The sequence below is a fragment of the Pseudomonas sp. MOIL14HWK12:I1 genome (assembly GCF_000510705.1).
Taxonomy (GTDB): Bacteria; Pseudomonadota; Gammaproteobacteria; order Pseudomonadales; family Pseudomonadaceae; genus Chryseomonas; species Chryseomonas oryzihabitans.
In genome coordinates this window covers 1,445,197-1,465,488 of the sequence record NZ_KI783307.1, presented here as the reverse complement: position 1 = coordinate 1,465,488, position 20,292 = coordinate 1,445,197, and the positions used below count along the sequence as shown (strand labels likewise).

The 20,292-nt window shown below is 62.1% G+C and carries 25 protein-coding genes; 17 read left to right on the top strand and 8 right to left on the bottom strand.

Annotation, left to right across the window (positions count from 1 at the left end; genetic code table 11):
* Positions 1-105: 105 nt before the first annotated feature.
* Entirely contained in the window at positions 106-384 is a 279-nt protein-coding gene (locus PSEK12I1_RS25020; protein ID WP_231501028.1) for a helix-turn-helix domain-containing protein, read from the bottom strand.
* 295 nt (positions 385-679) lie between these two features.
* Here PSEK12I1_RS25020 and PSEK12I1_RS0116800 point away from each other — a divergent pair, with 295 nt between their 5' ends.
* The 4 genes from PSEK12I1_RS0116800 to PSEK12I1_RS0116775 all read left to right on the top strand — a co-directional run bounded on the left by PSEK12I1_RS0116800 (position 680) and on the right by PSEK12I1_RS0116775 (position 2,535).
* On the top strand, positions 680-979 hold the full coding sequence (locus PSEK12I1_RS0116800) for a hypothetical protein (RefSeq protein ID WP_027602308.1): 300 nt from the start codon (positions 680-682) through the stop codon (positions 977-979).
* Positions 980-1,132: 153 nt separating this feature from the next.
* Complete coding sequence (locus PSEK12I1_RS24660) at positions 1,133-1,294, top strand: hypothetical protein (protein ID WP_155951380.1); 162 nt, start codon at positions 1,133-1,135, stop codon at positions 1,292-1,294.
* Positions 1,295-2,033: 739 nt separating this feature from the next.
* A complete protein-coding gene (locus tag PSEK12I1_RS25390; protein ID WP_371099728.1) occupies positions 2,034-2,231 on the top strand; it encodes a hypothetical protein in 198 nt (65 codons plus the stop codon).
* Positions 2,232-2,316: 85 nt separating this feature from the next.
* Complete coding sequence (locus PSEK12I1_RS0116775) at positions 2,317-2,535, top strand: hypothetical protein (RefSeq protein WP_027602305.1); 219 nt, start codon at positions 2,317-2,319, stop codon at positions 2,533-2,535.
* A gap of 646 nt (positions 2,536-3,181) precedes the next feature.
* On the opposite strand, the gene PSEK12I1_RS23875 is transcribed toward PSEK12I1_RS0116775, so the two are convergent.
* The gene (locus tag PSEK12I1_RS23875) at positions 3,182-4,366 is read right to left on the bottom strand and encodes an NADP-dependent oxidoreductase (protein WP_231501017.1); all 1,185 of its coding nucleotides are present in this window, start codon (positions 4,364-4,366) and stop codon (positions 3,182-3,184) included.
* 78 nt (positions 4,367-4,444) lie between these two features.
* On the opposite strand from PSEK12I1_RS23875, the gene PSEK12I1_RS0116765 reads away from it, so the two are divergent.
* Entirely contained in the window at positions 4,445-5,005 is a 561-nt protein-coding gene (locus PSEK12I1_RS0116765; RefSeq protein ID WP_231501016.1) for a helix-turn-helix domain-containing protein, read from the top strand.
* 195 nt (positions 5,006-5,200) lie between these two features.
* Here the strand turns inward: PSEK12I1_RS0116765 and PSEK12I1_RS0116760 are convergent, their stop codons facing one another.
* Positions 5,201-6,091: an AraC family transcriptional regulator gene (locus PSEK12I1_RS0116760; protein WP_027602303.1), complete on the bottom strand. Its 891-nt coding sequence runs from the start codon at positions 6,089-6,091 to the stop codon at positions 5,201-5,203.
* A 138-nt stretch (positions 6,092-6,229) separates the two neighbouring features.
* Here PSEK12I1_RS0116760 and PSEK12I1_RS0116755 point away from each other — a divergent pair, with 138 nt between their 5' ends.
* The 3 genes from PSEK12I1_RS0116755 to PSEK12I1_RS0116745 are packed head-to-tail and all read left to right on the top strand — an operon-like array spanning position 6,230 to position 8,367.
* Positions 6,230-6,973 (top strand): SDR family NAD(P)-dependent oxidoreductase, encoded by a 744-nt coding sequence (locus PSEK12I1_RS0116755; protein ID WP_027602302.1) that lies wholly within the window; start codon positions 6,230-6,232, stop codon positions 6,971-6,973.
* An 18-nt stretch (positions 6,974-6,991) separates the two neighbouring features.
* Complete coding sequence (locus PSEK12I1_RS0116750; protein ID WP_027602301.1) at positions 6,992-7,393, top strand: VOC family protein; 402 nt, start codon at positions 6,992-6,994, stop codon at positions 7,391-7,393.
* Entirely contained in the window at positions 7,390-8,367 is a 978-nt protein-coding gene (locus PSEK12I1_RS0116745; protein WP_027602300.1) for a trans-acting enoyl reductase family protein, read from the top strand. Before PSEK12I1_RS0116750 ends, PSEK12I1_RS0116745 begins: the two co-directional genes overlap by 4 nt.
* A 29-nt stretch (positions 8,368-8,396) precedes the next feature.
* On the opposite strand, the gene PSEK12I1_RS0116740 is transcribed toward PSEK12I1_RS0116745, so the two are convergent.
* Positions 8,397-8,999 carry a TetR/AcrR family transcriptional regulator gene (locus PSEK12I1_RS0116740; RefSeq protein ID WP_027602299.1) on the bottom strand — a complete coding sequence of 201 codons (603 nt, stop codon included), beginning with the start codon at positions 8,997-8,999 and terminating at the stop codon, positions 8,397-8,399.
* Between the two features lie 160 nt (positions 9,000-9,159).
* On the opposite strand from PSEK12I1_RS0116740, the gene PSEK12I1_RS0116735 reads away from it, so the two are divergent.
* Together PSEK12I1_RS0116735 and PSEK12I1_RS24430 are read left to right on the top strand one after the other, a co-directional pair.
* Positions 9,160-9,900 carry an SDR family NAD(P)-dependent oxidoreductase gene (locus PSEK12I1_RS0116735; protein WP_027602298.1) on the top strand — a complete coding sequence of 247 codons (741 nt, stop codon included), beginning with the start codon at positions 9,160-9,162 and terminating at the stop codon, positions 9,898-9,900.
* Positions 9,901-9,980: 80 nt separating this feature from the next.
* The gene (locus PSEK12I1_RS24430) at positions 9,981-10,391 is read left to right on the top strand and encodes a VOC family protein (protein ID WP_081737502.1); all 411 of its coding nucleotides are present in this window, start codon (positions 9,981-9,983) and stop codon (positions 10,389-10,391) included.
* A 389-nt stretch (positions 10,392-10,780) separates the two neighbouring features.
* Here the strand turns inward: PSEK12I1_RS24430 and PSEK12I1_RS0116730 are convergent, their stop codons facing one another.
* A complete protein-coding gene (locus PSEK12I1_RS0116730; protein WP_007161739.1) occupies positions 10,781-11,251 on the bottom strand; it encodes an Lrp/AsnC family transcriptional regulator in 471 nt (156 codons plus the stop codon).
* A 159-nt stretch (positions 11,252-11,410) separates the two neighbouring features.
* Between PSEK12I1_RS0116730 and PSEK12I1_RS0116725 the strand changes: the two genes are divergently transcribed.
* Together PSEK12I1_RS0116725 and PSEK12I1_RS0116720 are read left to right on the top strand one after the other, a co-directional pair.
* On the top strand, positions 11,411-12,424 hold the full coding sequence (locus PSEK12I1_RS0116725; protein ID WP_007161738.1) for a 1-aminocyclopropane-1-carboxylate deaminase: 1,014 nt from the start codon (positions 11,411-11,413) through the stop codon (positions 12,422-12,424).
* Between the two features lie 34 nt (positions 12,425-12,458).
* Positions 12,459-12,857 carry a hypothetical protein gene (locus PSEK12I1_RS0116720; RefSeq protein ID WP_027602297.1) on the top strand — a complete coding sequence of 133 codons (399 nt, stop codon included), beginning with the start codon at positions 12,459-12,461 and terminating at the stop codon, positions 12,855-12,857.
* A gap of 24 nt (positions 12,858-12,881) precedes the next feature.
* On the opposite strand, the gene PSEK12I1_RS0116715 is transcribed toward PSEK12I1_RS0116720, so the two are convergent.
* From PSEK12I1_RS0116715 to PSEK12I1_RS0116705, 3 genes are all read right to left on the bottom strand, one after another.
* A complete protein-coding gene (locus PSEK12I1_RS0116715; protein ID WP_027602296.1) occupies positions 12,882-14,168 on the bottom strand; it encodes a HipA domain-containing protein in 1,287 nt (428 codons plus the stop codon).
* Complete coding sequence (locus PSEK12I1_RS0116710; protein ID WP_007161735.1) at positions 14,165-14,416, bottom strand: helix-turn-helix domain-containing protein; 252 nt, start codon at positions 14,414-14,416, stop codon at positions 14,165-14,167. Before PSEK12I1_RS0116710 ends, PSEK12I1_RS0116715 begins: the two co-directional genes overlap by 4 nt.
* A 137-nt stretch (positions 14,417-14,553) precedes the next feature.
* Positions 14,554-15,471, bottom strand: coding sequence for a LysR family transcriptional regulator (locus tag PSEK12I1_RS0116705; RefSeq protein WP_027602295.1), 918 nt, complete (start codon positions 15,469-15,471; stop codon positions 14,554-14,556).
* Positions 15,472-15,589: 118 nt separating this feature from the next.
* Between PSEK12I1_RS0116705 and PSEK12I1_RS0116700 the strand changes: the two genes are divergently transcribed.
* The 5 genes from PSEK12I1_RS0116700 (at position 15,590) to PSEK12I1_RS0116680 (ending at position 19,908) form a co-directional block, all read left to right on the top strand.
* Entirely contained in the window at positions 15,590-16,354 is a 765-nt protein-coding gene (locus PSEK12I1_RS0116700) for a 5-oxoprolinase subunit PxpA (RefSeq protein ID WP_027599348.1), read from the top strand.
* 92 nt (positions 16,355-16,446) lie between these two features.
* Positions 16,447-16,698 (top strand): acetyl-CoA carboxylase, encoded by a 252-nt coding sequence (locus PSEK12I1_RS0116695; protein WP_027602294.1) that lies wholly within the window; start codon positions 16,447-16,449, stop codon positions 16,696-16,698.
* A complete protein-coding gene (locus tag PSEK12I1_RS0116690) occupies positions 16,695-18,068 on the top strand; it encodes an acetyl-CoA carboxylase biotin carboxylase subunit (RefSeq protein WP_027602293.1) in 1,374 nt (457 codons plus the stop codon). The genes PSEK12I1_RS0116695 and PSEK12I1_RS0116690 overlap by 4 nt, the downstream gene beginning before the upstream one ends.
* Positions 18,065-18,937 (top strand): allophanate hydrolase subunit 1, encoded by an 873-nt coding sequence (locus tag PSEK12I1_RS0116685; protein WP_027602292.1) that lies wholly within the window; start codon positions 18,065-18,067, stop codon positions 18,935-18,937. The genes PSEK12I1_RS0116690 and PSEK12I1_RS0116685 overlap by 4 nt, the downstream gene beginning before the upstream one ends.
* The gene (locus PSEK12I1_RS0116680; protein ID WP_027602291.1) at positions 18,934-19,908 is read left to right on the top strand and encodes a biotin-dependent carboxyltransferase family protein; all 975 of its coding nucleotides are present in this window, start codon (positions 18,934-18,936) and stop codon (positions 19,906-19,908) included. The genes PSEK12I1_RS0116685 and PSEK12I1_RS0116680 overlap by 4 nt, the downstream gene beginning before the upstream one ends.
* The last annotated feature ends 384 nt before the right edge of the window (positions 19,909-20,292 follow it).

The window sequence follows — 20,292 nt, the reverse complement described above, 5'->3', positions numbered from 1 at the left end:
AGCATTTAACGCAAAACGCAAAACGCAAACACCAGCGCAGAAATGTCTTCCACGCAGGTTCCGCGTGCACGACGCCTTGAGGCGGTGCGCATCCAGTGTGGAAGTCTAGGGGTGGATGTGTCTGTCTGCTGGCACACATAGCGCTGTGTGCTGTGCCGTAATGGCGGTGGGGCGCTGGTAATTAAGTAGTAACCGCGAACCGCGTGAATTGGTTGACCTCATACGTGAGGTCAGGCCGGAGACGTCGGCGTCCCGATAACGCTGCACAAGGCGGTGAACTTGCCGGGTACTAAGCTGTAGGTGCTGGGCGGCGCGTTTGGGCGTGAGGAAACCCTCGGTCACCCCCTGTATAACCTTGAGGCGATCGACTTTGCATAGGCTCATCGTAATCCGCTCGTAGGCTGACATCCTGATCGCTCCGCACCGGCTGTAAAACCGGTTGGCTAGCCGCCTGGCGTGATCAGGACATATCTATCTATCTGGCTGGATGGCGACTTTACTATTTGGCCCTGACAGGCTTACTGCGCATAAGTATTCATTACGTGAAATCCGCCCCGGTACATTGGCGGGGTTTGGTGGCTAGCCCCCAGGGGTGAGGTGGCCGGAAGTCCCGGGCATTGGACGGCCAAACCCCTAGGGGCTGGCTTGATCGCGAACCCGACCACTACGGAGCGTAGACATGGAAATCAAGGAACTCATCGAACAGCAAGACCAGGAAGCGGCCGCACGAGACGCCCTGCTGGACACCCTGCCCCAGCACGTGCAGGCGGCACTTAACCAGCTGCCCGAAGCGGGACGCCATTATCTGCTGGGTCATGTTCAGGACCTCAAGGCCCCCAACAAGGGCCTGTCGAGAACGCTGCGCAGCGGCATGTTTTTGGGCGCCATTAACTATGCGTTCACCATCCGCCAGTTGGATAACGCCGGCCATCAGTGCCTGTTCGAGTTCGAACATACGCTGACCGCGGCGCCGGCATGAGCCGGGGGACCGTTCCCAAAAACAGCGATCCGCACACCGCCGTCGGCTAGGCTGGCTTGGAGTCCCAATGAAGAACAATTTCTGCGATCTCGACGAAGATGCAATCCGGGCATTACGCGCCAGTAAAGACTCGCACTGCATGACTTGCCCGGCATGCTACTGTCCCCGTTTCGGTACAACGCCCAGAACGGCTTTGTCCACGTCCCCGTGGAGACCTTTAAGGAAGTTACCGCACTCCTGATCGAACTTGCGGTAGCGACGGACGCCCAGACCCGCGACCTGGCCGCCGCGCCCATCGGCCATGGCCAGGCATGATCTGAGACACCCTGCAGGAAGAAGCCCTGAGGGCCTTGGTCAGTGAGAGCGCCACCCGCGAGTTTCTGATACGTCGAGGGCCGGGTGGTGAGGGCTGGACACTAGCCGTCCGCTTGGGGCACGACTGGATCGGCGTGGGCAGCCGCCCCGAGCCGATCCGCGTGTGGACCAGCGTTACCGCGGTCGGCAACTATGCAGATAAGATCGGCGCGTGAGGGTTTGGCGTCGAGCTGTGACCTGTCACGATGCAGCCGCGCGGCACGATTGTTGGTGCCGGTCGAGCACCCAATAGCCTAGCCGTCCCCGCACTGACATCCCCCTGTCCAGGCACTCTTGGGTGCGACTGTGCAGCTACTCATCCCGCGGGCGACCTTTGTAGACCCCTACCGCTTTCGCCTTGGCGATGCTCTGCGCCGCCCTGGCCCTCCGCGTTTCGTAGTCTTTCCGGGCGAACGCTGCCATGAATTCCAAGAGCATCTGGGAAAGCGCCCGCGTCATCCACTCTTGCAGCCCATCACCGCCGGCAGCGGCTGGCCGCAGTATGGCATGGGGCAGCGGTAGGTGGAGGGACACCACCTGTCGACCCGCCCGTGCGATCCGGTCACGTAGCTGGCCCCAGGTTGCACAGTCAAGGCGAGACAGCCGGTGCACCGCCTCCAGAAGCGGACGTCGACAAGCGACCGCTACCGCTCAGATCGCTCAGTGCCTGGGCAAGGCTAATCAAGCGGATGTGCTCAAGGTGGCGGTGATGCTGGTGAGCGGACAGTGGATCGCGGTCGATTCAGACCTGGAAGGCAAGATCGAGCGAAAGCTGCGGGATGAGAAACGCAAGTTCGACAAGCCGCTGCGCTATGACGGCGATGAGTGCGCAGTCTTCCCAGACTTCTGGCTGCCGGACATGCAGCAGGACTTCGCCTTCGAGGTCTTCGGCATGTAAACTGCAAGCGATGTTACCTTTGACCTTGAATGCTGAGCCCTTCCCGCCGTCCATCCTGCCGGCTTCGCTCGCTTGGAGCTCCTTGATGCAGCTGCACGAAGTGAGACATCTCAAAGAAGTTAATACCCGCAGTGATGCGGAGGCAGCTCTTGCCGACGGCTGGCACCTGCTTGCCGTGATGCCAAACCCTCAGGCGGCAGCAGGGTACGGCATGGCCGTCTACGTGCTCGGCAAGAAGTCCGAAAACTGGGAGGAGCGCGCAGTCCTCAGTGCCGAAGACACCGTTATAGAACCCCGTGAGTGACTGCTAACTGCATTAAGCAGGCGCGCCTATCTATGCCAATAGCTTCCTGGCGCAGGAGCCGCAGGGTTAGCATGGGCCAAAGGAAGCCGGCACCGATTGGCGGTGTTGCTGGAACATTCCGGTGACATGGCTGTTCCTCATACCGACATCCGCCTTAGCTAGATACTCGCGGATCCGTGCGTGCAGCCGTTCAATCCTCGAAGGGCGTTTGTGGGCCAGAACTGTCTTCGCCTTGGCGATCTAACCCGCTCGGGTCAGGCGCGTTTCGTAGCCCTTACCGGCAAACGCCGCTATGAAATCCAGGTTCATCTGAGACACTACACGCGTCGTTCATTCTAAGGCTTTATCGCCGCCAGCGGCGGCCGGGAAGAGCAGCGGATGGTTAGCCTGCAGGCCGGCCTTGGCGATCCGCTCGCTTACTGCAGCAGCATTCTCTGTTTGTCCCGGGGCACTGATGTACAGCCGTGATCCTGTGGATTTGCTGACGGACGAGCTCAACCACGTGCGTCAGTGCTTGGGCCAAGAGCAAAGCGCAAACCGCGTCTTGGCGACATCAAAGCCGATGTCCTGCGAAAGGCAGCTAACGGCCAGAAGCGGAGCTAGCCGACGGACGATCAAGACATGTCGTTCGCGGAGCAATCAGAAATCACCCCCGCTGTACGATGCGATAGACAGAGTTATAAGCCGTGATATGACGCCACTCCGCCATACGCAGAATGATTTTCCCGCGTGAGCGGCCGCTTTCAGATAACTCCAGCGCCTTTTTTATATCCGCGAATGGAAACACGCTGTCGATTTGCGGCATAACCTTGCCAGCCTCTACCAACTGCGTGATAGCTTCCAACGCTTTCGCATTGGGGACGGTGAATGATCGTTCGACATGCACGCCAAAGCGCTCGGACTCATCGGCAGGAAACGCTACGATCGTTACCATTGCGCCGTTTTTCTTGAGGGTATGGAACGCCCGCTGGAATATCTCTCCGCCCACGGTATCGAACACGATATCCATCCCTCGAATAATCTGGTCAAAAGGCTCGGTTTTATAGTCAACGAACTCATCGGCACCCAGGCTGCGGACCAGCTCTTCGTTGCGGCCTGAGGCCATCGCGGTGACATGAGCTCCCGTCGCCTTGGCCAACTGTACCGCCAGTGTCCCAACGCTGCCCGAACCATTGGTGATAAACAGACGCTGCCCCGAAACGAGGTCTGCCTTATCGTACATGGCCTGCCACGCGGTTGTGCCAGATAGCGGCAAGGCTGCCGCTTCTTCCAGGTCGAGATTGGAAGGAACGCGGGCCGCATTCTTTGCCTTTACTACGACATATTCGGCGAAGGCGCCCGTGTGAACCATGCCGTAGATGGCCTCCCCCGCCCCAAAGCCGGTGACGCCGGAGCCGAGCTGTTCGATCGTTCCCGCGAACTCACTGCCCAGGTGAATGGGCAGGGTCATTCCCATACGCTGGCCTGCGCCACTGCGAATTTTCCAGTCGACAGGGTTCACGCCTGCGGAATGGACTTTGACAAGGATTTCCCCATCAGCCGGTTTTGGCCGATCAATCTCTTCGATGCCGACGATGTCGTTGGAGCCGTATTCGTTGATTACAGCAGCCTTCATTCTGGTATTCATGTAAGCATCTTTATTAATTGACACCCCGATCATATTTCGATACCAAAGCGATGTAACGCCAATGAACATCGCCGAAACGCCAAACTGATGACGTCCCTTTTTACGATCCATCGCGCTTTCAAAAAACAAGGCGAAAGTCTTCCGCTTCACGCCCACGGCGAGGGACAGCTCACGTTTGCGGCGTCTGGCATCGTTCAAATTCATACCGATCAGGGGATATGGCTGGTGCCTCCGCGGCTCGCGGCATGGATTCCTTCAGGCGTACGCCACCGCATCGAAATCATGGCCGATGCCGAGCTGTGGATTGTTCTGTGCCAGTCTTCCGCTATCCAGAAATGGACGCCCCGAGGCGCTCTTGAACGGTCGTTTGTTTTGCAGGTCACGCCGTTTCTGCGATCGCTGTTCATCGAAGTAGTGTCGGTTGACCCAACTCTGGAAAAGGCCGAACTGATTGTGCGCCTCATACTTCCCGAGCTTGACGCGCTGCCTATGGCGCCGACGTTCCTACCTATGCCGGTAAGCCCGATCGGCCAGCGTGTAGCGGATCTCGTTTTCGCCGATCCCCGTAACCTTATCGGGCTGCAGGAACTAGCATCATTGGCGGCAACATCAGTGCGGACAGTCAGCCGATTATTCCCGCTGGAAACGGGCTTTACGTTCAAGGCTTGGCGTCAGCGGGCAAGAATCGTCCAGGCGATGGAGCAACTCGGTCGAGGCCAGTCGCCAACCAAGGTTGCATTGGAGAACGGGTTCAGCAGCATTGCCGCCTTCTCGCACGCCTTTCGTCAAGTGACGGCAATGACACCCAAGATGTTCATGGCGCCGGATGTTTCCGAGCTATAAGCCTCTTAAAGGTTGCCTTTGTCTGGGCGTGGTCGAACGTCCGATTTGGGTCGGTAGCGGTCGCTTGTCGACGTGTGCTCCTGGCCGATTGCAGTCACTCGCAAATAAGTTAAATCGGGCTCATGGAGGATGGGAAACTCCGACAATGACCGCCGCTGTCCGCAGCACGCTGATCAACGTCGGATCTCGCCAAGGTCACAAATCGGCTCTCGTTTCGCTCAAGATTCTCGCAGCATCCCGCGCAGGAGGCACGCCGAACACCCGTGCATAATCCCGCGTGAATTGCGTGGCGCTTTCATAGCCCACCTCGAACGCGGCGGCCGTGACGCTTTTGGCGCTGGCGACCATGAGGGTTCGGGCCTGTAGCAGGCGAACCCGTTTCTGGTACTGCAATGGGCTCAGCGTAGTGACGGCTTTGAAATGCCGGTGAAACGCCGAGACGCTCATGGCCGCTTTTTGCGCCAGGCTTTCTACTCTGATCGGTTCAGCAAAGTCTCGCCGAATCCACTGAATGGCCAGGCTCACGCGGGCCATGGCAGTGTCCGGTGCGGCGATCTCTCGCAACATCCAGCCATGGGGGCCTTGTAGAACGCGAAACAATATCTCGCGCTCGTACGCTGGGGCGAGCGCGGCAATCGCATCTGGGTTGCCCATGAGTCGAAGCATGCGCACCCAGGCGTCCATCAACTCTGGCGTGATGGCAGCAACCGAAAAGCCGGGGTCGTTTTCGTACCGCCCCATAGGTTTCGGAAGGTCAGCCAGCAATGTAGCGAGCACTGTCGGGTCGAGGGTCAGGCTAACGGCTAGGTAGGGCTCGCCTGTCTCCGCAGCGTGGACAGCCCCTACCGCGGGCAGGTCGATGGACATCACGAAATACGTCGCAGGGTCATACCGAAGGGTGCGGTCGCCCACCGTCATCGTTTTGCTGCCTTGCAGGATCAGGTTGATCATCGGGTCGTAGACGGCAGCGAGCATGTGCTCGGGGATATCGCCCTGAACCATGGCGACTCGCGGAATACCCGTTTCGGTGCGGCGATTTTCGGCCTTGGCGGCCAAGATGCGTAGCTCATTCAGTTGATCTTTCATGGAAGGGATGTTGACCGGAGATCGACGCGCCGTACAAGCAGAAAGCAGAAACAGGCAAGTTTGGAGTAGGAACGGCTGCGTCGGCGAAGCGGTGCGTCGCTACTGTGGTGACTCATTTCATCGACAGCGGAGCACCACATGAGCGTGATTGTCATCACCGGCGGCAGCCGTGGTATCGGTGCCAGTACGGCACGGCACCTTGGCCAGCGTGGCACGGGTGTCATCCTGACTTACAACAACAATCCCCAAGCAGCGGCGGAGGTCGTAGGGAGTATCGAGCAGGCCGGCGGTAAAGCCGTTGCGCTCAAACTCGATGTTGGCAACGTGGGCAGTTTCGAAGCGTTTCGAGAAGCGGTCGTGATGACCTTGAGAGACGTCTGGAACATCAGCACGCTCACTGGCTTGGTCAACAATGCGGGGTATGGCCTATTCAACCCGTTGCAGACGGTCAGCGAAGCGCAGTTCGACGGCCTGTTCAACGTTCATTTGAAAGGTCCGTTCTTCCTGACCAAGGCACTTCTTCCATTGCTGGAAGAGAACGCCAGCATCGTCAACCTGACCAGCGCCACCACCCGCGTCGCCACGGCCGGGGTGGCGCCTTATGCGGCGTTTAAAGGTGGGCTGGAGGTGCTCACACGCTATATGGCCAAGGAGTTCGGTGATCGGCGCATACGGGCCAATGCGGTTTCACCTGGAGCGATTCGAACTGAATTGGGAGGCGGGCTCAACGACGAGTTCGAGGCGATGCTGGCTGGGCAAACCGCACTGGGCAGGGTGGGTGAGCCTGAAGATGTAGCGCAGGTCATTACCATGCTGTTGTCCGAAGACGGCGCATGGATCAATGCCCAGACCATCGAAGTGGCAGGCGGCTACAACATCTGAACAAGCGAGGGCTATGACGTGTTGGATCATGTTTTTCTATCCGTTAGCGACATCGAGCGCTCCATTCGTTTTTACGAAGCGGCACTGTCGCCGCTTGGCATCAACGCACGTCTGGACTACGACGGCAAGAACGGCCCGCCAGGTCATCCGGATCTCAAAGGCTTCGGCGCCAATGGCCGAGTGTTCTTCTGGCTGCGCGAGGGTGTGGTCGAGGGACGGGCTGCTCACGTCGGGTTTGTCGCGAGCAGCAAGGCCGAGGTCAAGGCTGCCTATGCCGCCGCTATGAGCCAGGGAGCCGTTGACAATGGCGCGCCTGGTGCCCGGCTGCATTACGACCCGAATTATTACGCCGCGAACGTGCTAGACCCGGATGGCTACAGTGTGGAATTTGTCTACAAAAACTGGCAGCACGCGCAATGAAGACACTACTGATTTACGGCGCGACGGGTTACACCGGGCGCATGGCCGCTGAGCGAGCGAAAGCACTAGGTCTAACTTTCGAAATAGCGGGACGTACGGTTGATCGACTTGAAGATCTTGCCGCGCAACTGGATGTTCCTTACCGCGTGTTCGCAGCAGATGCTCAGGCGGCAGAGGCGCTGGATGGTATAGACGTCCTGTTGAACTTCGCAGGGCCTTTCGCGCAAACAGCTGAGGCGTTGATGCGCGCGTGCATGCAGGCTGGTGTCGACTACCTAGACATCACGGCCGAGATTAATATCTACCGGCTCGCGGAGCGGCTGGGTGCTCAAGCTGGCGAGGCGGGCGTGATGCTTCTGCCTGGCGTCGGCTGGGACGTTGTCCCCACGGACTGCCTGGCCATGCATGTGGCCCAGCGGGTTGCGGACCCTCATGCGCTGAGCATTGCGCTGCAGGTTCCCGGGTCCATGTCTCGGGGTTCGGCGATGAGCGTCAGCGAAATCATCGGCGCAGGGTTGCTCGCAAGGATCGACGGTGAACTCGTGGCAACGCCTGATGCGCAGTCACGCCAGTTTGATTTTGGCGACGGGCCGGTGACGTGCCAGCCGTTGTCTTTCGGTGATCTGGTGACGGGGTGGCATTCGACAGGCATCCCCAACATCGCGATGTTCGTGCATATCCCGGGCGAGGCTTTTCCCAAGGGCGACTTATCACAACTGCCTGATGGTCCCAGCGTCCATGAGCGGGACACCCATCGGGCTTGCGCGGTTGCAGAGGTCACCGCGGCGGATGGCAGCGTTGCAAGATCCATGATCGAAACGGTGAACGGATATTCCTACACGCCGCTGGCCGCCATTGAAGCTGCGCGCCGGGTGTTAAGCGACGATCGCAAGCCTGGTTTTGAAACGCCAGCTCGCATTTTCGGTGGTGAATTTGCGGAGAGCATTGCCGGAACGACCATCACTGATCGCTGACTTCCGTAGGTAGCGTCTATGCGGGTTGCTCAGAAATTCGTAGCGCCGTCGCGAGTTTCGAACTCGAGGGAAATCAATTTGCCGGCAAGCTGCGCCACTTCCGCCAGGCGCTTGCGAGACATGCCACTGCATGCCGCCGCCGATAGGCCCCGCAGGGTGATAAGCACGTAGTCAGTCAGAACCTGACCGGCTTCCGGGCGGACCTGATCAAGGTAACGGCGTATCGCCTGGTTCCCGGCGTTGCCCAGTTTCTCGGCCATATCGCGGGCGGTCGGATCGTCCGCGCGCATACCCTCGGTAATCAGACAGCCACGCAAAGCCCGGTCTCGCCCGTACTGCTTCGCAGCGGTAATCAGCAGTGCGGTCAGTGCTTCTGCGGGCGGTCGATCCGGTCCCAGCAGCCTGTCCATAGGCAGCGCGCTTTCACTGGCGTAGCGATGCATCGCGCGCTCGAACAGCTCGGCTTTGCTGCCATATGCGGCGTAAAAGCTCGGCGGCTTGATGTTCATGGCCTCGGTCAGGTCGGTCAGGCTGACCGCGTCGAAGCCGCGCTGATGAAATAGCGCCTGTGCGATGGCTATCCCTTGCTCACGGTCGAAGGGAGGGCGGCGCTGCCGGTTTTTCTCGTTCATGGCGATCTCGTTCCTGTCGGTTTGATTAATGTAGCGATCACTACAAGAGATTTCAATCACAGATCGATGGTCAGGCTTATATAGCAGTCACTAAATATGTTGCGCCCGGGTGTCTGTCTATGTAGTGTTCACTATATATTCACCCGCGCAGGTATTTCCCATGTTGTTTGAAAACAAGGTTGTTCTGGTCACTGGTGGCTCTTCGGGCCTGGGTTTCGCCATCGCTGAAGCCTTCGCCAGCCAGGGCGCTAAGCTGGTCATCACCGGGCGCCGCCAGCCTCAGCTCGACGAAGCCGTTAAGAGCCTCGGCGAGAACGCCTCTGCCGTATGCGCGGACATTTCGAACCTTGGTGACCTGACCCAGCTGTTCAGCCACATCAGCGGGGTGCATGGCCATATCGACGTATTGATCGCCAATGCCGGGACGGGTGAAATCGAGCCCTTGGGCGCAATCACCGAAGCAGGTTTCGATCGGCTCTTCACGACCAATGTCAAAGGCACGACCTTCACTGTGCAAGGCGCGCTGCCGTTGATGGGTAAGGGGAGCAGCGTCGTCGTCATCGGCTCGACCGCCTCGATCAACCCCGGCCCCGGCCTGAGTGTCTACGGAGCCACCAAGGCCGCGCTCCGTTCGCTGGTGCGCAGCTGGGTTCTGGATATCAAAGGATCCGGTGTACGCATCAACCTGCTCAGCCCTGGCCCTGTGGACACCCCGTCCCTGCGCAACGTTCTGGGTGAGAACGCGCAGGAGGTGATCGATGCCCTTAGCGAGAAGAGCACACTCGGTCGGATCGGCCAGGCATATGAGATCGGTCAGGCCGCGCTCTTCCTGGCGAGCGATGCATCGAGCTATGTCAATGGAGCTGAGCTGTTCGCCGATGGCGGTGCATCTCAGGTTTGATACTCACATGGAGCGGCCCCGCGCTGTCAACGACGCGCTCTACCAACCTGCCGACTCATGAGCGTTTATGGAGATACTTGATGAGCAACTTTGCTGGGTCAGCAATCGATCATGTAGGCCTCGGGGTTTCGGACATTTCGCATGCTCAAGCCTTCTACGAACCCGCGCTTAGGCCACTTGGGATTAAGTTGCTGATGAGCATCAAGGCCGATCCGCCAGCTTCAACACCTCGACGACTGGGGTTCGGCTATGAAGGAAAGCCGTTTTTATGGTTGCATGCTGCGCTTCCCCCCAGTCACGGGACGCACATAGCTCTGATCGCAGAGAGTCGTAACGCGGTCGATGCGTTCTATGCGGCCGCCATCGCCGCTGGCGGACAAGATAACGGAGCGCCCGGCATCAGGCCCCATTACCACCCCAGTTACTACGCGGCGTATGTGCTAGGTCCTGAGGAAGTGAATCTGGAAGCGGTTTGCCAGCTAACTGCTTAGTGCTGAGCCTCGCACCCCTTTCAATCGAGTCACAGCTAGGACGGCCCTTGATCAACATGCTGTTCCCTTGTTTCACTTGGGACATGCAGAAGCGCTTCAGACTCGAACGGGTGCTACCTCATTTCTGCGGACAGGTTTGGCTTGGATACGGCTACTGCCGAATGGCTGTTTTTGGAGTAATGATCTGTCTGCGGAATATTTAGGCGTTCGTTTAAAGGCAGCTTTTGGCCGACTGCCGCCCTACGCGAAGGTCTGCAATGGATCGATTCCTGTCATTAGCTGATTCCGGTTTAGGCATCCCCAAAATTTCACAACAATTTCGGAAGCCGACACCGCTCCTGAACGGGCGCCGCTCTGCGCCCGTCCCTCCTTAGCCGCCACCCGCCTAATCAGATGGGCAACAATCCATCGGTCTTGATCTCGTTCAGCACGAAAAAGGTGCGCACCTGGCGCACGCCGGGTAGGGCGATCAGCCGCTCGCTGTGCAGGCGATTGAAAGCCGCAATGTCCTTGACCCTGAGCTTGATGAAGTAGTCCACGTCGCCGGCCACCAGGTAGCACTCCAGCACCGGGGGCAGGGCGCGGGCGGCCGCCTCGAAGGCCTGGAAGGATTCGGGGGTCGACCTGTCCAGCACCACGCCCACCAGCACCGCGGTCTCCCGTTGCACCGCCTTGGGGTCCACATGGGCCCTGACACCGGTGATGACCCCGCTCTCGAACAGCTTGCGCGTGTGGTTCCAGCAGGCGCTCGGGCTCAGGGAAACCTGGCGCGCCAGCTCGGCATTGCTGAGCCGTCCGTCCTGTTGCAGAGCGCGCAGGATCTTGCGTTCGACCGAGGTGAGTTCCGCAGCTTCGCTCATCGAAAGATTCTCCTTGAAAAGTGGTTTCTGGAAGAACGTCTATGGGAGGAAATCGGGGTAGCCAAAAGGAAAGCAGATTTCGTACCGCTCATTCGAAAGCACCTTTTTCAACGTTTTCCCTAGCATTGAAAGCGTTCTCTCACCACTGGAGTCGCTGCTATGTCCCTGGATCTCGAAAAGCGTTTTCCCCGCGTCAAGCTCGGTTATTTCCCGTCGCCCCTGCACAAGCTGGAGCGCATGTCGAAGGACCTCGGTATCGAACTCTGGGCCAAGCGTGACGACGTCTCCTCCGGTCTCGCCTATGGCGGCAACAAGGTGCGCAAGCTGGAATGGCTGGCCGCCGATGCCCTGGCGCAGGGCTGCGATACCCTGGTGTCCATCGGCAACATCCAGTCCAACCACACGCGCCAGGTCGCCGCCGTCGCCGCGGTGCTGGGCATGAAGTGCCGGCTGGTCCAGGAGGAATGGACCAAGTGGGAAGACCCGGTCTACGACAAGGTCGGCAACATCCTGCTGTCGCGGCTGATGGGCGCCCAGACGCTGTTGGAAGGCGAGGGCTATTCCACCGCGGTGAAAGCCACCTGGGAGCGCGCCCTGGACGAGGTGCGGCGTGAAGGCGGCAAGCCCTACGCCATTCCCGCCGGCGCCTCGGACCATCCTCTGGGGGGCCTCGGCTATGCGCATTTCGCTGACGAGCTGGCGGCGCAGGAGCGCGACCAGGGCCTCTTCTTCGATACCGTAGTCACGGCCACCTGTACCGGTTCGACCCAGGGCGGCATGGTGGTGGGCTTTCGCGCCCAGGAGCGCGAGCGTCGCCTGATCGGTATCGACACGGCGGCGGACGCCGGGATGACCCGCGCCGCGGTGACCAAGATCGCGCGCAACACCGCCGAGATGATTGGCCTGGACAAGGAGATCCGCGACGAGGACGTCATCATCGAGCCGCGTTTCTGCGGCCCCGACTACGGCCTGCCGGATGGCCCCACCGTCGAGGCCATCCGTTACACCGCGCAGATGGAGGGGATGCTCACCGACCCGGTCTACGAGGGCAAATCCATGGCCGGGCTGATCGCCATGGCGCGCAGTGGCGAGATCGCCAAGGGCAGCCGGGTGCTCTATGTTCACCTCGGGGGCGCACCGGCGCTCAACGCCTATCACAACGCCTTCGCCTGAGCCCAGGCTTCGACCGGTCACGAGGAGGTCCAGCATGACGAGCCAACCCTGGACAGCGGTAGACGACCTCCGACCGGCCGTGGCGCTGGTCATCCTGCATGGCGATCTCGACCCCGCCGTGACGGCTGAATTGCGCAGCGGCTTGCCCGGTTGCAGCGACCTCCCGGTGCTGCAACTGGAGGACGCCGTCGGGTTGCACGAGGAGTGGCTGGCAAAGGGTCCATGCAGCCGGATCGTGGGGTTGTTGTCCCGGCTGGGCGGTGACTGCCTGCTGCTGGCGGTCGAGCCGGAAGGCTTTAACGAGCTGGAATGGCTGGGATCGGTCGCCGGGCAACGCCTGCAAAGGTTCACGGGCGGCACGCCTACGGGCGAGCTGATCGCTCGCCTGCAGCAGCTCAGACGCGAGCGGCTGCTGGAGGTGTTGCCGCTTTGAGCGTAGCCGTCAGCAGCAGGTCCGTCAGGCCAGCCGCTCGACCTGTTCGGCGATCAGCGCCCTGATCGCCCGCAGGCAGCGCAACTCGCCGGCGAAGACTGCCCGCAACTCCGGTCGCGTGGCGGCCAGAACCTGATTCTCCCGCTCGGTCTGTTCCAGCAACTGCTGAGCCTGGGAGGGCAGGCGCTGGCGCAGGCGTTGCAACTGGGCCGCAGCCGGCGAGCGCTTGATACCCAGCACCTCGGCGGCATCCAGCAATCGCTCGCGGTCGATGGCCGCCAGCCGGTTTTCACCCAGGATTGGCCAGGCGAGGGTGGTTGCGTCCGGCCAGCGCTGCTGGTCGAAGGCGCGACTCTCGTATACGGCCGTACAGAGCAGGTCATAGCAGGGCGCCAGGGCGAGTCCCCGCGGTGAGACCAGAAAGCTTAGATTCTTCAAATGGGCATCGGTATTGCCCACCAGCACGTTGAACGCCAGCCAATTGAACAGCCGCGTCCGGGTCACGGCGGGCGCCTCGCACAGCCGTGCCAGCTCGGCCAACCGTTCCACGCTGCCTGCCTGGTACTTGAAATGACGATCCAGCCCCAGCACCTGGCAGGCGTCGATGCCATGGCGTCGCTGCCAGCCGCCCGGGGTGCGGACGCGGTCGAAGCGCTCGATCAGATAGACCGGCTCGGGGACGTAGCGGCGCTCGACGGCAGGAACGATCAGCCCGGCCATACCCGCCAGGCGCATAGTGAACCATTCGTTGATCACCGAATGGGCGAAGGCCTCGTGGGGATGGTCCGGCTTGAGGATATGGGTCGAGGGCAGGGCGCCCACGGGTTCCTGCAGCCCCTGCTCATCAAGGATCACCGCCAGCTTGTGCTGGGCGCCGGCCAGCGACATGCGCTTGTGCGCCTCGTGGGTCAGTGGCAGCTGCGGCATGGCCTTGATCCGTCGGGAGAGGTCGGCGTCGCTCAGGGGGCGGCGATCCCCCGGTGGCAGGCGCTGGCCTTCGGCGAGCAGGGTAAGGGAGCCGGCGGACTCGGCGCCGTACCAGTTGAGCAGGGCGAAGGCATCGGCGGCCTCCAGGCGCGCATCCTGGGCGAGCAGTTGCCGCTGGCCTTCCTCGGGTAGCAGGTTGTCGAAGTACCACTGCACCGGTCGCTGCGAACTGCCATCGATCAGCGGCTCTGGCTGCAAGGGCAATTGCGGACAGAGTCCGAAGGCCTGCCAACCGGATTCGTACTGGAACGACCAGATACCGTTCTCGTCAGCCAGCCGACCCACCAGCTGGTCGTCGATCCAGGCCAGGAGTTCACGCCTCATGGTGTCCGGGTATCCGGCTGGGCTTCCACCTCGGGGGGCAGATCCACGATCAGGCGCACGCCCAGGCCTTCCAGTACCTGGAACAGCTTGCCCCACTGGACGGTTTCGCCGCCGCGCTCGACCTTGCCGAGAAAGTTTTCACTGACGCCGAGGCTACCGGCGGCGTCGTCCTGGCGCAGGGCCTGGGCCTTGCGCGCCTGGCGAACGAGGGCACCGAGGTCGGCGGCATTTTTGAGTAGCACCTGCATGATTTATCCTCACGAGTGTGAGGATCAGGCTAACGCCAAAGGGATAGCCGGTACAATCCTCAAGGTCGTGAGGATTTTAGCTATTCAGACGGTTATACGGATCGAATCCTTTCGCTCGTGAGGATTTATCCCTGCAATCATCGCCGCGCACCCAGCTGCTGGGGCGCCAGGAAGGCGCTGTGGAAGTAGCTGCGAAAGGCCTGCATGGCCGGCGTCAGCGGATGCTCCCTATGCCAGGCCAGCCCCACGCTCATGGGCGTAATGGGCTCCACCAGGGTGCGGGTCTCCAGCCGCTTGCCCTCCAGCGACCAGGGCCGATAGACCAGATCGGAAAGAATGGCGACACCGCTGCCGTTGGCCACCATGCTGCGCACGGCCTCCACCGAGCTGGTACGCAACCGCACCTGGGGCTCATGACCGGCCTGGCGCCAATAGCGCATGGCGCTCTGTTCGGCCTCGTCGACGGTGAGCAGGACATAGGGCTCGCGGGCGACATCGGCCAGGCTGACGTTGGGTCGATCGCGCAAGGGATGGCCACTGGGCAGCCAGAGCCGGCGTTCGGAATTGAAGAGCGTCTCGGAGACGATGTCCTCGTGGGTCAGGTTGGCGGTCAGCACCACCGCCATGTCGATGCGCCTGTCCAGCAGCGCCTCTTCGATGGCCTGGCGCTCCTGCTCGTGTACCGCCACCGTCACCTCGGGATAGAGCTGTGCCAGGCGTTGCAGGTGGTGGGGGAGGAAGTAGCCGATCACCGTGTAGCTGGCGGCAATGCGCAACTCGCCGCTGGCGCGGTGGTCGGGCAGGGCGCTGCTGAGGGCGTCGTCAACCCCGCGAAGAATGCCATAGGCATGGTTGAGGAAATGCCGACCGGCATCGGTCAGCGCCATCCCTTGCGCCGAACGGACGAACAGACTGGTGCTCAGCAGGCCCTCCAGTTCCTGGATGGCGCTGGTCACCGCCGACTGGGAAATGTTCAGGTGGATGGCCGCCTGGGAGATCTGCCCCAGTTCTGCCGTCGCGGTGAAATAACGGAGTTGGCGCAGGGTGAGGGCCATGGCGACTGTCCTGAGGTATCGATTTTTCCGAACACTAGGCTTTGGATAATAAATCTTCCCAAGGGGGCAGGGCAGTCCTAAGGTCGAGGACAACGCACCGCTGCCAGGGAATACCGCAATGATCGAGGTGGATTTCAATTCCGACATGGGCGAGGGCTTTGGCGCCTGGACGCTGGGCGACGGCGTGGACGACCAGCTGCTCGACCTGGTCAGCTCGGCCAATATCGCCACCGGCTTCCATGCCGGCGATCCCGGCCTCATGCAGCGCACCGTGCAGCAGGCCAAGGCCCGCAACGTGGCCATCGGCGCCCATCCGGGCTATCGCGACCTGGTGGGGTTCGGCCGTCGGCCCCTGCAGATGCCCGCCGACGAACTGGTGGCCGATATCGTCTATCAGCTGGGCGCCCTGCGTGAATTCGCCCGGCTGCATGGCCTGCGGCTGCAGCACCTCAAGCCCCATGGTGCGCTGTTCATGCACCTGGCCCGGGACGAGGCGGCGGCCCGGCTGCTGGTGGAGACGCTGCAACGCCTCGAACCCGGGCTGCTGCTCTATTGCCTGCCCGATTCCGCCACGTGGCGAATCGGTCGCGAGCTGGGCCAGCCCCTGGTACGCGAGTTCTATGCCGACCGGGACTACGACGCCAGCGGCTCCATCGTCCTGGTCCGGCGCATGGGCGCGCTGGATCCTCAGGCGGTGGCCGACCGGGTGCTCAAAGCCTGCCAGCAGGGACGGGTCGCCACGGTGGAGGGGGGCGAGGTCGAGGTGGCCTTCGAATCCATCTGCCTGCACAGCGACACCCCCGGGGCGCTGGGCCTGGCCCAGGCCATCCGCCAGCGCCTGGAGGCCGCCGGCATCGCCATCCGCGCCCCGGGCGCCGGCTAGTTTCCATGCGGACACCGGCGCCAAGACGCCGGGTCCTCCTGCCCTTAGTTACGCCTGCCTTTCCGACAACATTGCCTAGAAGAGGAATCGTCATGGCCGAACATTCGGTGCTCTCGCCCCTGCCCGGAACGTTCTATCGCAAACCCACGCCCGATGCGGCGCCCTATGCGGATGTCGGGGAAACCGTCACCGCCGGCACCGTAATCGGCCTGGTCGAGGTGATGAAGCAATTCTCCGAGGTTCACGCCGAGGTCGCCGGGACCCTGACGGCCTTCGCCGTCGAGGACGGGGATCCGGTCGAGCCGGGTCAGTTGCTGGCCACCCTGAACGGAGCCGCCTCGTGAATACGACAGGGGGCGGCATCCGCCGTCTGCTGGTGGCCAATCGCGGCGAGATCGCCGTCCGTATCCTGCGCGCCGCCAAGGCGCTGGACATCGAGACGGTACTGGCCTGCAGCGAGGCTGACCGGGATTCGCTGGCGGCGCGCCAGGCCGATGCCGTGGTGGTGATCGGCCCGGCGCGGGCGGATCGCAGCTACCTCAATATAGAGGCTCTGCTCACGGCCTTGCGAGACAGCGGCGCCGATGCGGTGCATCCCGGCTATGGCTTCCTGGCCGAGAACGCCGCCTTTGCCGATGCGGTGGAGGAGGCCGGTGCCATCTTCGTCGGCCCTTCGGGTGACATCATCCGCCGCATGGGCGACAAGGCCGAGGCGCGGCGCACCGCGCTGGCGGCCGGCGTCCCGGTGGTACCGGGCTCTGCCGGCGAACCGGCCGATATAGAGGCCGCCATAGCGGCAGCCGCGACGGTGGGCTATCCGCTGCTGATCAAGGCATCGGCCGGAGGAGGAGGCCGGGGCATCCGCCTGGCGCGCGACGCCGCCGAGCTGGCGCGGGAGTTTCCCATCGCCCAGCGTGAAGCCCAGACCGCCTTTGGCAGCGGCGCCCTCTATCTGGAGCGCTTCATCGAGCGCGCTCGGCATATAGAGGTACAGATCCTTGGCGATGGCCAGCGCGCCGTGCATCTGTTCGAGCGCGAATGCTCGCTGCAGCGGCGCCGGCAGAAGCTCCTGGAAGAGGCGCCATCGCCGGTCCTGAGCGCCGCCCAGCGCGAGACCCTTTGCGCCAGCGCGGTACGCCTGGCCGAAAGCCTCGGCTATCGTGGCGCCGGCACCCTGGAATACCTGTTCGACGAAGCCCGCGGCGAGTTCTTCTTCATCGAGATGAACACCCGCATCCAGGTGGAGCATCCGGTCTCCGAGATGGTCACCGGCATCGATCTGGTCCAGGCCATGTTGCGCATCGCCGGAGGTGAATCCCTGGGGCTGCGCCAGGAAGACATCCATTTGCAGGGCGCCGCCATCGAGCTGAGACTCAACGCCGAAGATCCGGCGCGCAATTTCTTTCCCAGCCCCGGGACCGTCGAGCAGCTCGCCTGGCCGCAGGGTCCGGGCATCCGCGTCGACAGTCATCTCTATGCAGGCTACCGAGTGCCGCCTTATTACGACTCGCTGCTGGCCAAGCTCATCGCCCATGGCGCCGATCGCGGCGAGGCCCTGGCCCGTGCTCGCCAGGCGCTGGACCAGTTGCGTCTGACCGGCATGGCTACTACCGCCAGTCTGCATCGCCGCCTGCTGGACGAACCTTGGGTGATCGAAGCCCGCTTCGACACCGGTACCCTGGAACACTGGTTGGCCGAGGAGATTCCCGCATGACGACTGCGATCCGCTATAGCTTCGGCGGCGACGAGCACCTGTTCGTCGAATTGTCCGAAAGCATGTCCCTGGAGGCGTTTTTCCGTGGCCTGGCCATGACCCGTGCGGTGCAGGCGCTGCAACTGCCCGGCATCCACGACATCTGCCTGGCCAATGCCTCCTTCCAGATCCGCTTCGATCCCGATGTCCTGCCGCCCGACCGGCTGCTGGCCGCCGTCCAGGGCGTGGAAGACCAGGCGGTGGCCGAGCGCCAACTGGCCACGCGGCTGATCGAGATCCCGGTGCTCTACAACGATCCCTGGACCCACGAGACGCTGATGCGCTTTCGCGATCGCCACCAGGATCCGACCGCTACCGATCTGGAATACGCCGCGCGCATCAACGGCCTGGCCGATGTCGAGGCCTTCATCGAGGCCCACAGCGGCGCGCCCTGGTTCGTCTCCATGGTGGGCTTCGTCGCCGGATTGCCGTTCATGTTCCAGATGGTCGAGGCCGAGCGGCAGCTGCAGGTCCCCAAGTACCTGCGACCCCGCACCGACACGCCCAAGCAGACCCTCGGCCACGGCGGCTGCTTCGGCTGCATCTACTCGGTACGAGGCGCCGGCGGCTACCAGATGTTCGGCGTGACGCCGGCGCCCATCTACGAGCCGGCCCAGCGCCTCGATTACCTGCAGGACCACATGGTGTTCTTCCGGCCCGGCGACATCGTCCGTTTCCGCGCCATCGACCGCGCCGAATACGACCGGATGCTGGCCGAGGTAGAGGAGGGTAGCTTCACCCTGAATATCCGTCCGGTGGACTTTTCCCTGGACGCCTTTCTCGACGATCCCCGTGGCTATCCGCGCACCCTGATGGAGGAGCCGGCATGATCAAGGTACTCAAACCCGGCCTGGCCACCTCGATCCAGGATCTCGGTCGCGAAGGCTACTACCACCTGGGCATCCCGCCGTCCGGGGCCATGGACAGCTATGCCTTGCGCGCGGCCAATCTGCTGGTGGGCAACGCACCCGGCGCCGCCGCCCTGGAATGCACCTTGCTCGGCCCGGAGCTGCACTTTACCGAAGACGCCCTGGTTGCCCTGAGCGGCGCGCGCATGACGCCACGCCTGGACGGCGCCGAAATGCCACTGGACGAAGCCTTCAGCGTGCGCGCCGGCCAGGTGCTCAAGTTCGATTACCTCAAGGCCGGCGCCCGTGGCTATCTGGCCGTGGCGGGCGGTTTCGCCGTGCCCGAGGTGCTGGGCAGTCGCTCGACGTACACCCTGGGCGGCCTCGGTGGCTTCCAGGGCCGAAGGCTCGCCGCGGGTGACGAACTGACTGTCGGAACCCCGGCGACAGGCGCCAAGCCTGGCGTCCGGTTGCCAGTCGACCTGGTGTCGGCTTGCGGTGGCGAGGTGACCCTGCGGGTCGTGCCGGGTCTCTATCATCACCGCCTGACTGCGGACGCCGCCGAGGCGTTCTTCGCCGATACCTGGACGGTGGGCTCCGAAGCCGATCGAATCGGCTACAGATTCAAGGGCGGCCGGCCGTTGCAATTCACGCCGCGCGAACAACCCTTTGGCGCCGGCTCGGATCCGTCCAATATCGTCGACAGCTGTTATCCCATCGGCTCGATCCAGGTACCGGCCGGCCTCGAACCCATCGTCCTGCACCGAGACGCCGTGTCGGGTGGCGGCTACGCCATGATCGGCACGGTCATCAGCAGCGACCTGGATCTGATCGGCCAGCTGCAGCCCAACCAGAAGGCGCGATTCGTGGCGGTAACCCTGGAAGACGCGCTGGCCGCACGGCGTGTGTACAAGGAGCGCCTGCAGCGACTGGAGCAGCTGTTGGCGAGCTAGGGACTCGATGGCAGCGGTGATCAGTCGAGAGATCCTGAAGGCGTCGTTCGCAACGGACGCGTTTTCAGGATCGTCATGCAAGGAGATCCTGATCGCTGATCGACAGGGCCAGGGTAGGGAAGCCGGAGTCGAAGCAGGTGGCCGAATCAGGGATAAGGTTAAAGGCTGGAGGGGATGGCAAAGGGCAGTTGTCAGTCTAGGTCCATATTCAATTTAACATAATATACATTATGCGAAGTTATGGTTATGGAGCGCTGCACCGAGCTGTCTGCCTTTTCACGCTGGCGGCTTTCTGAAATCCGCTACCGCCTTGCCAGTTTGCCAGACATGACCGCTTCAGGAATTCAGATCGCCGCTTACCGCACACCTGCAGCGCAAATTCCG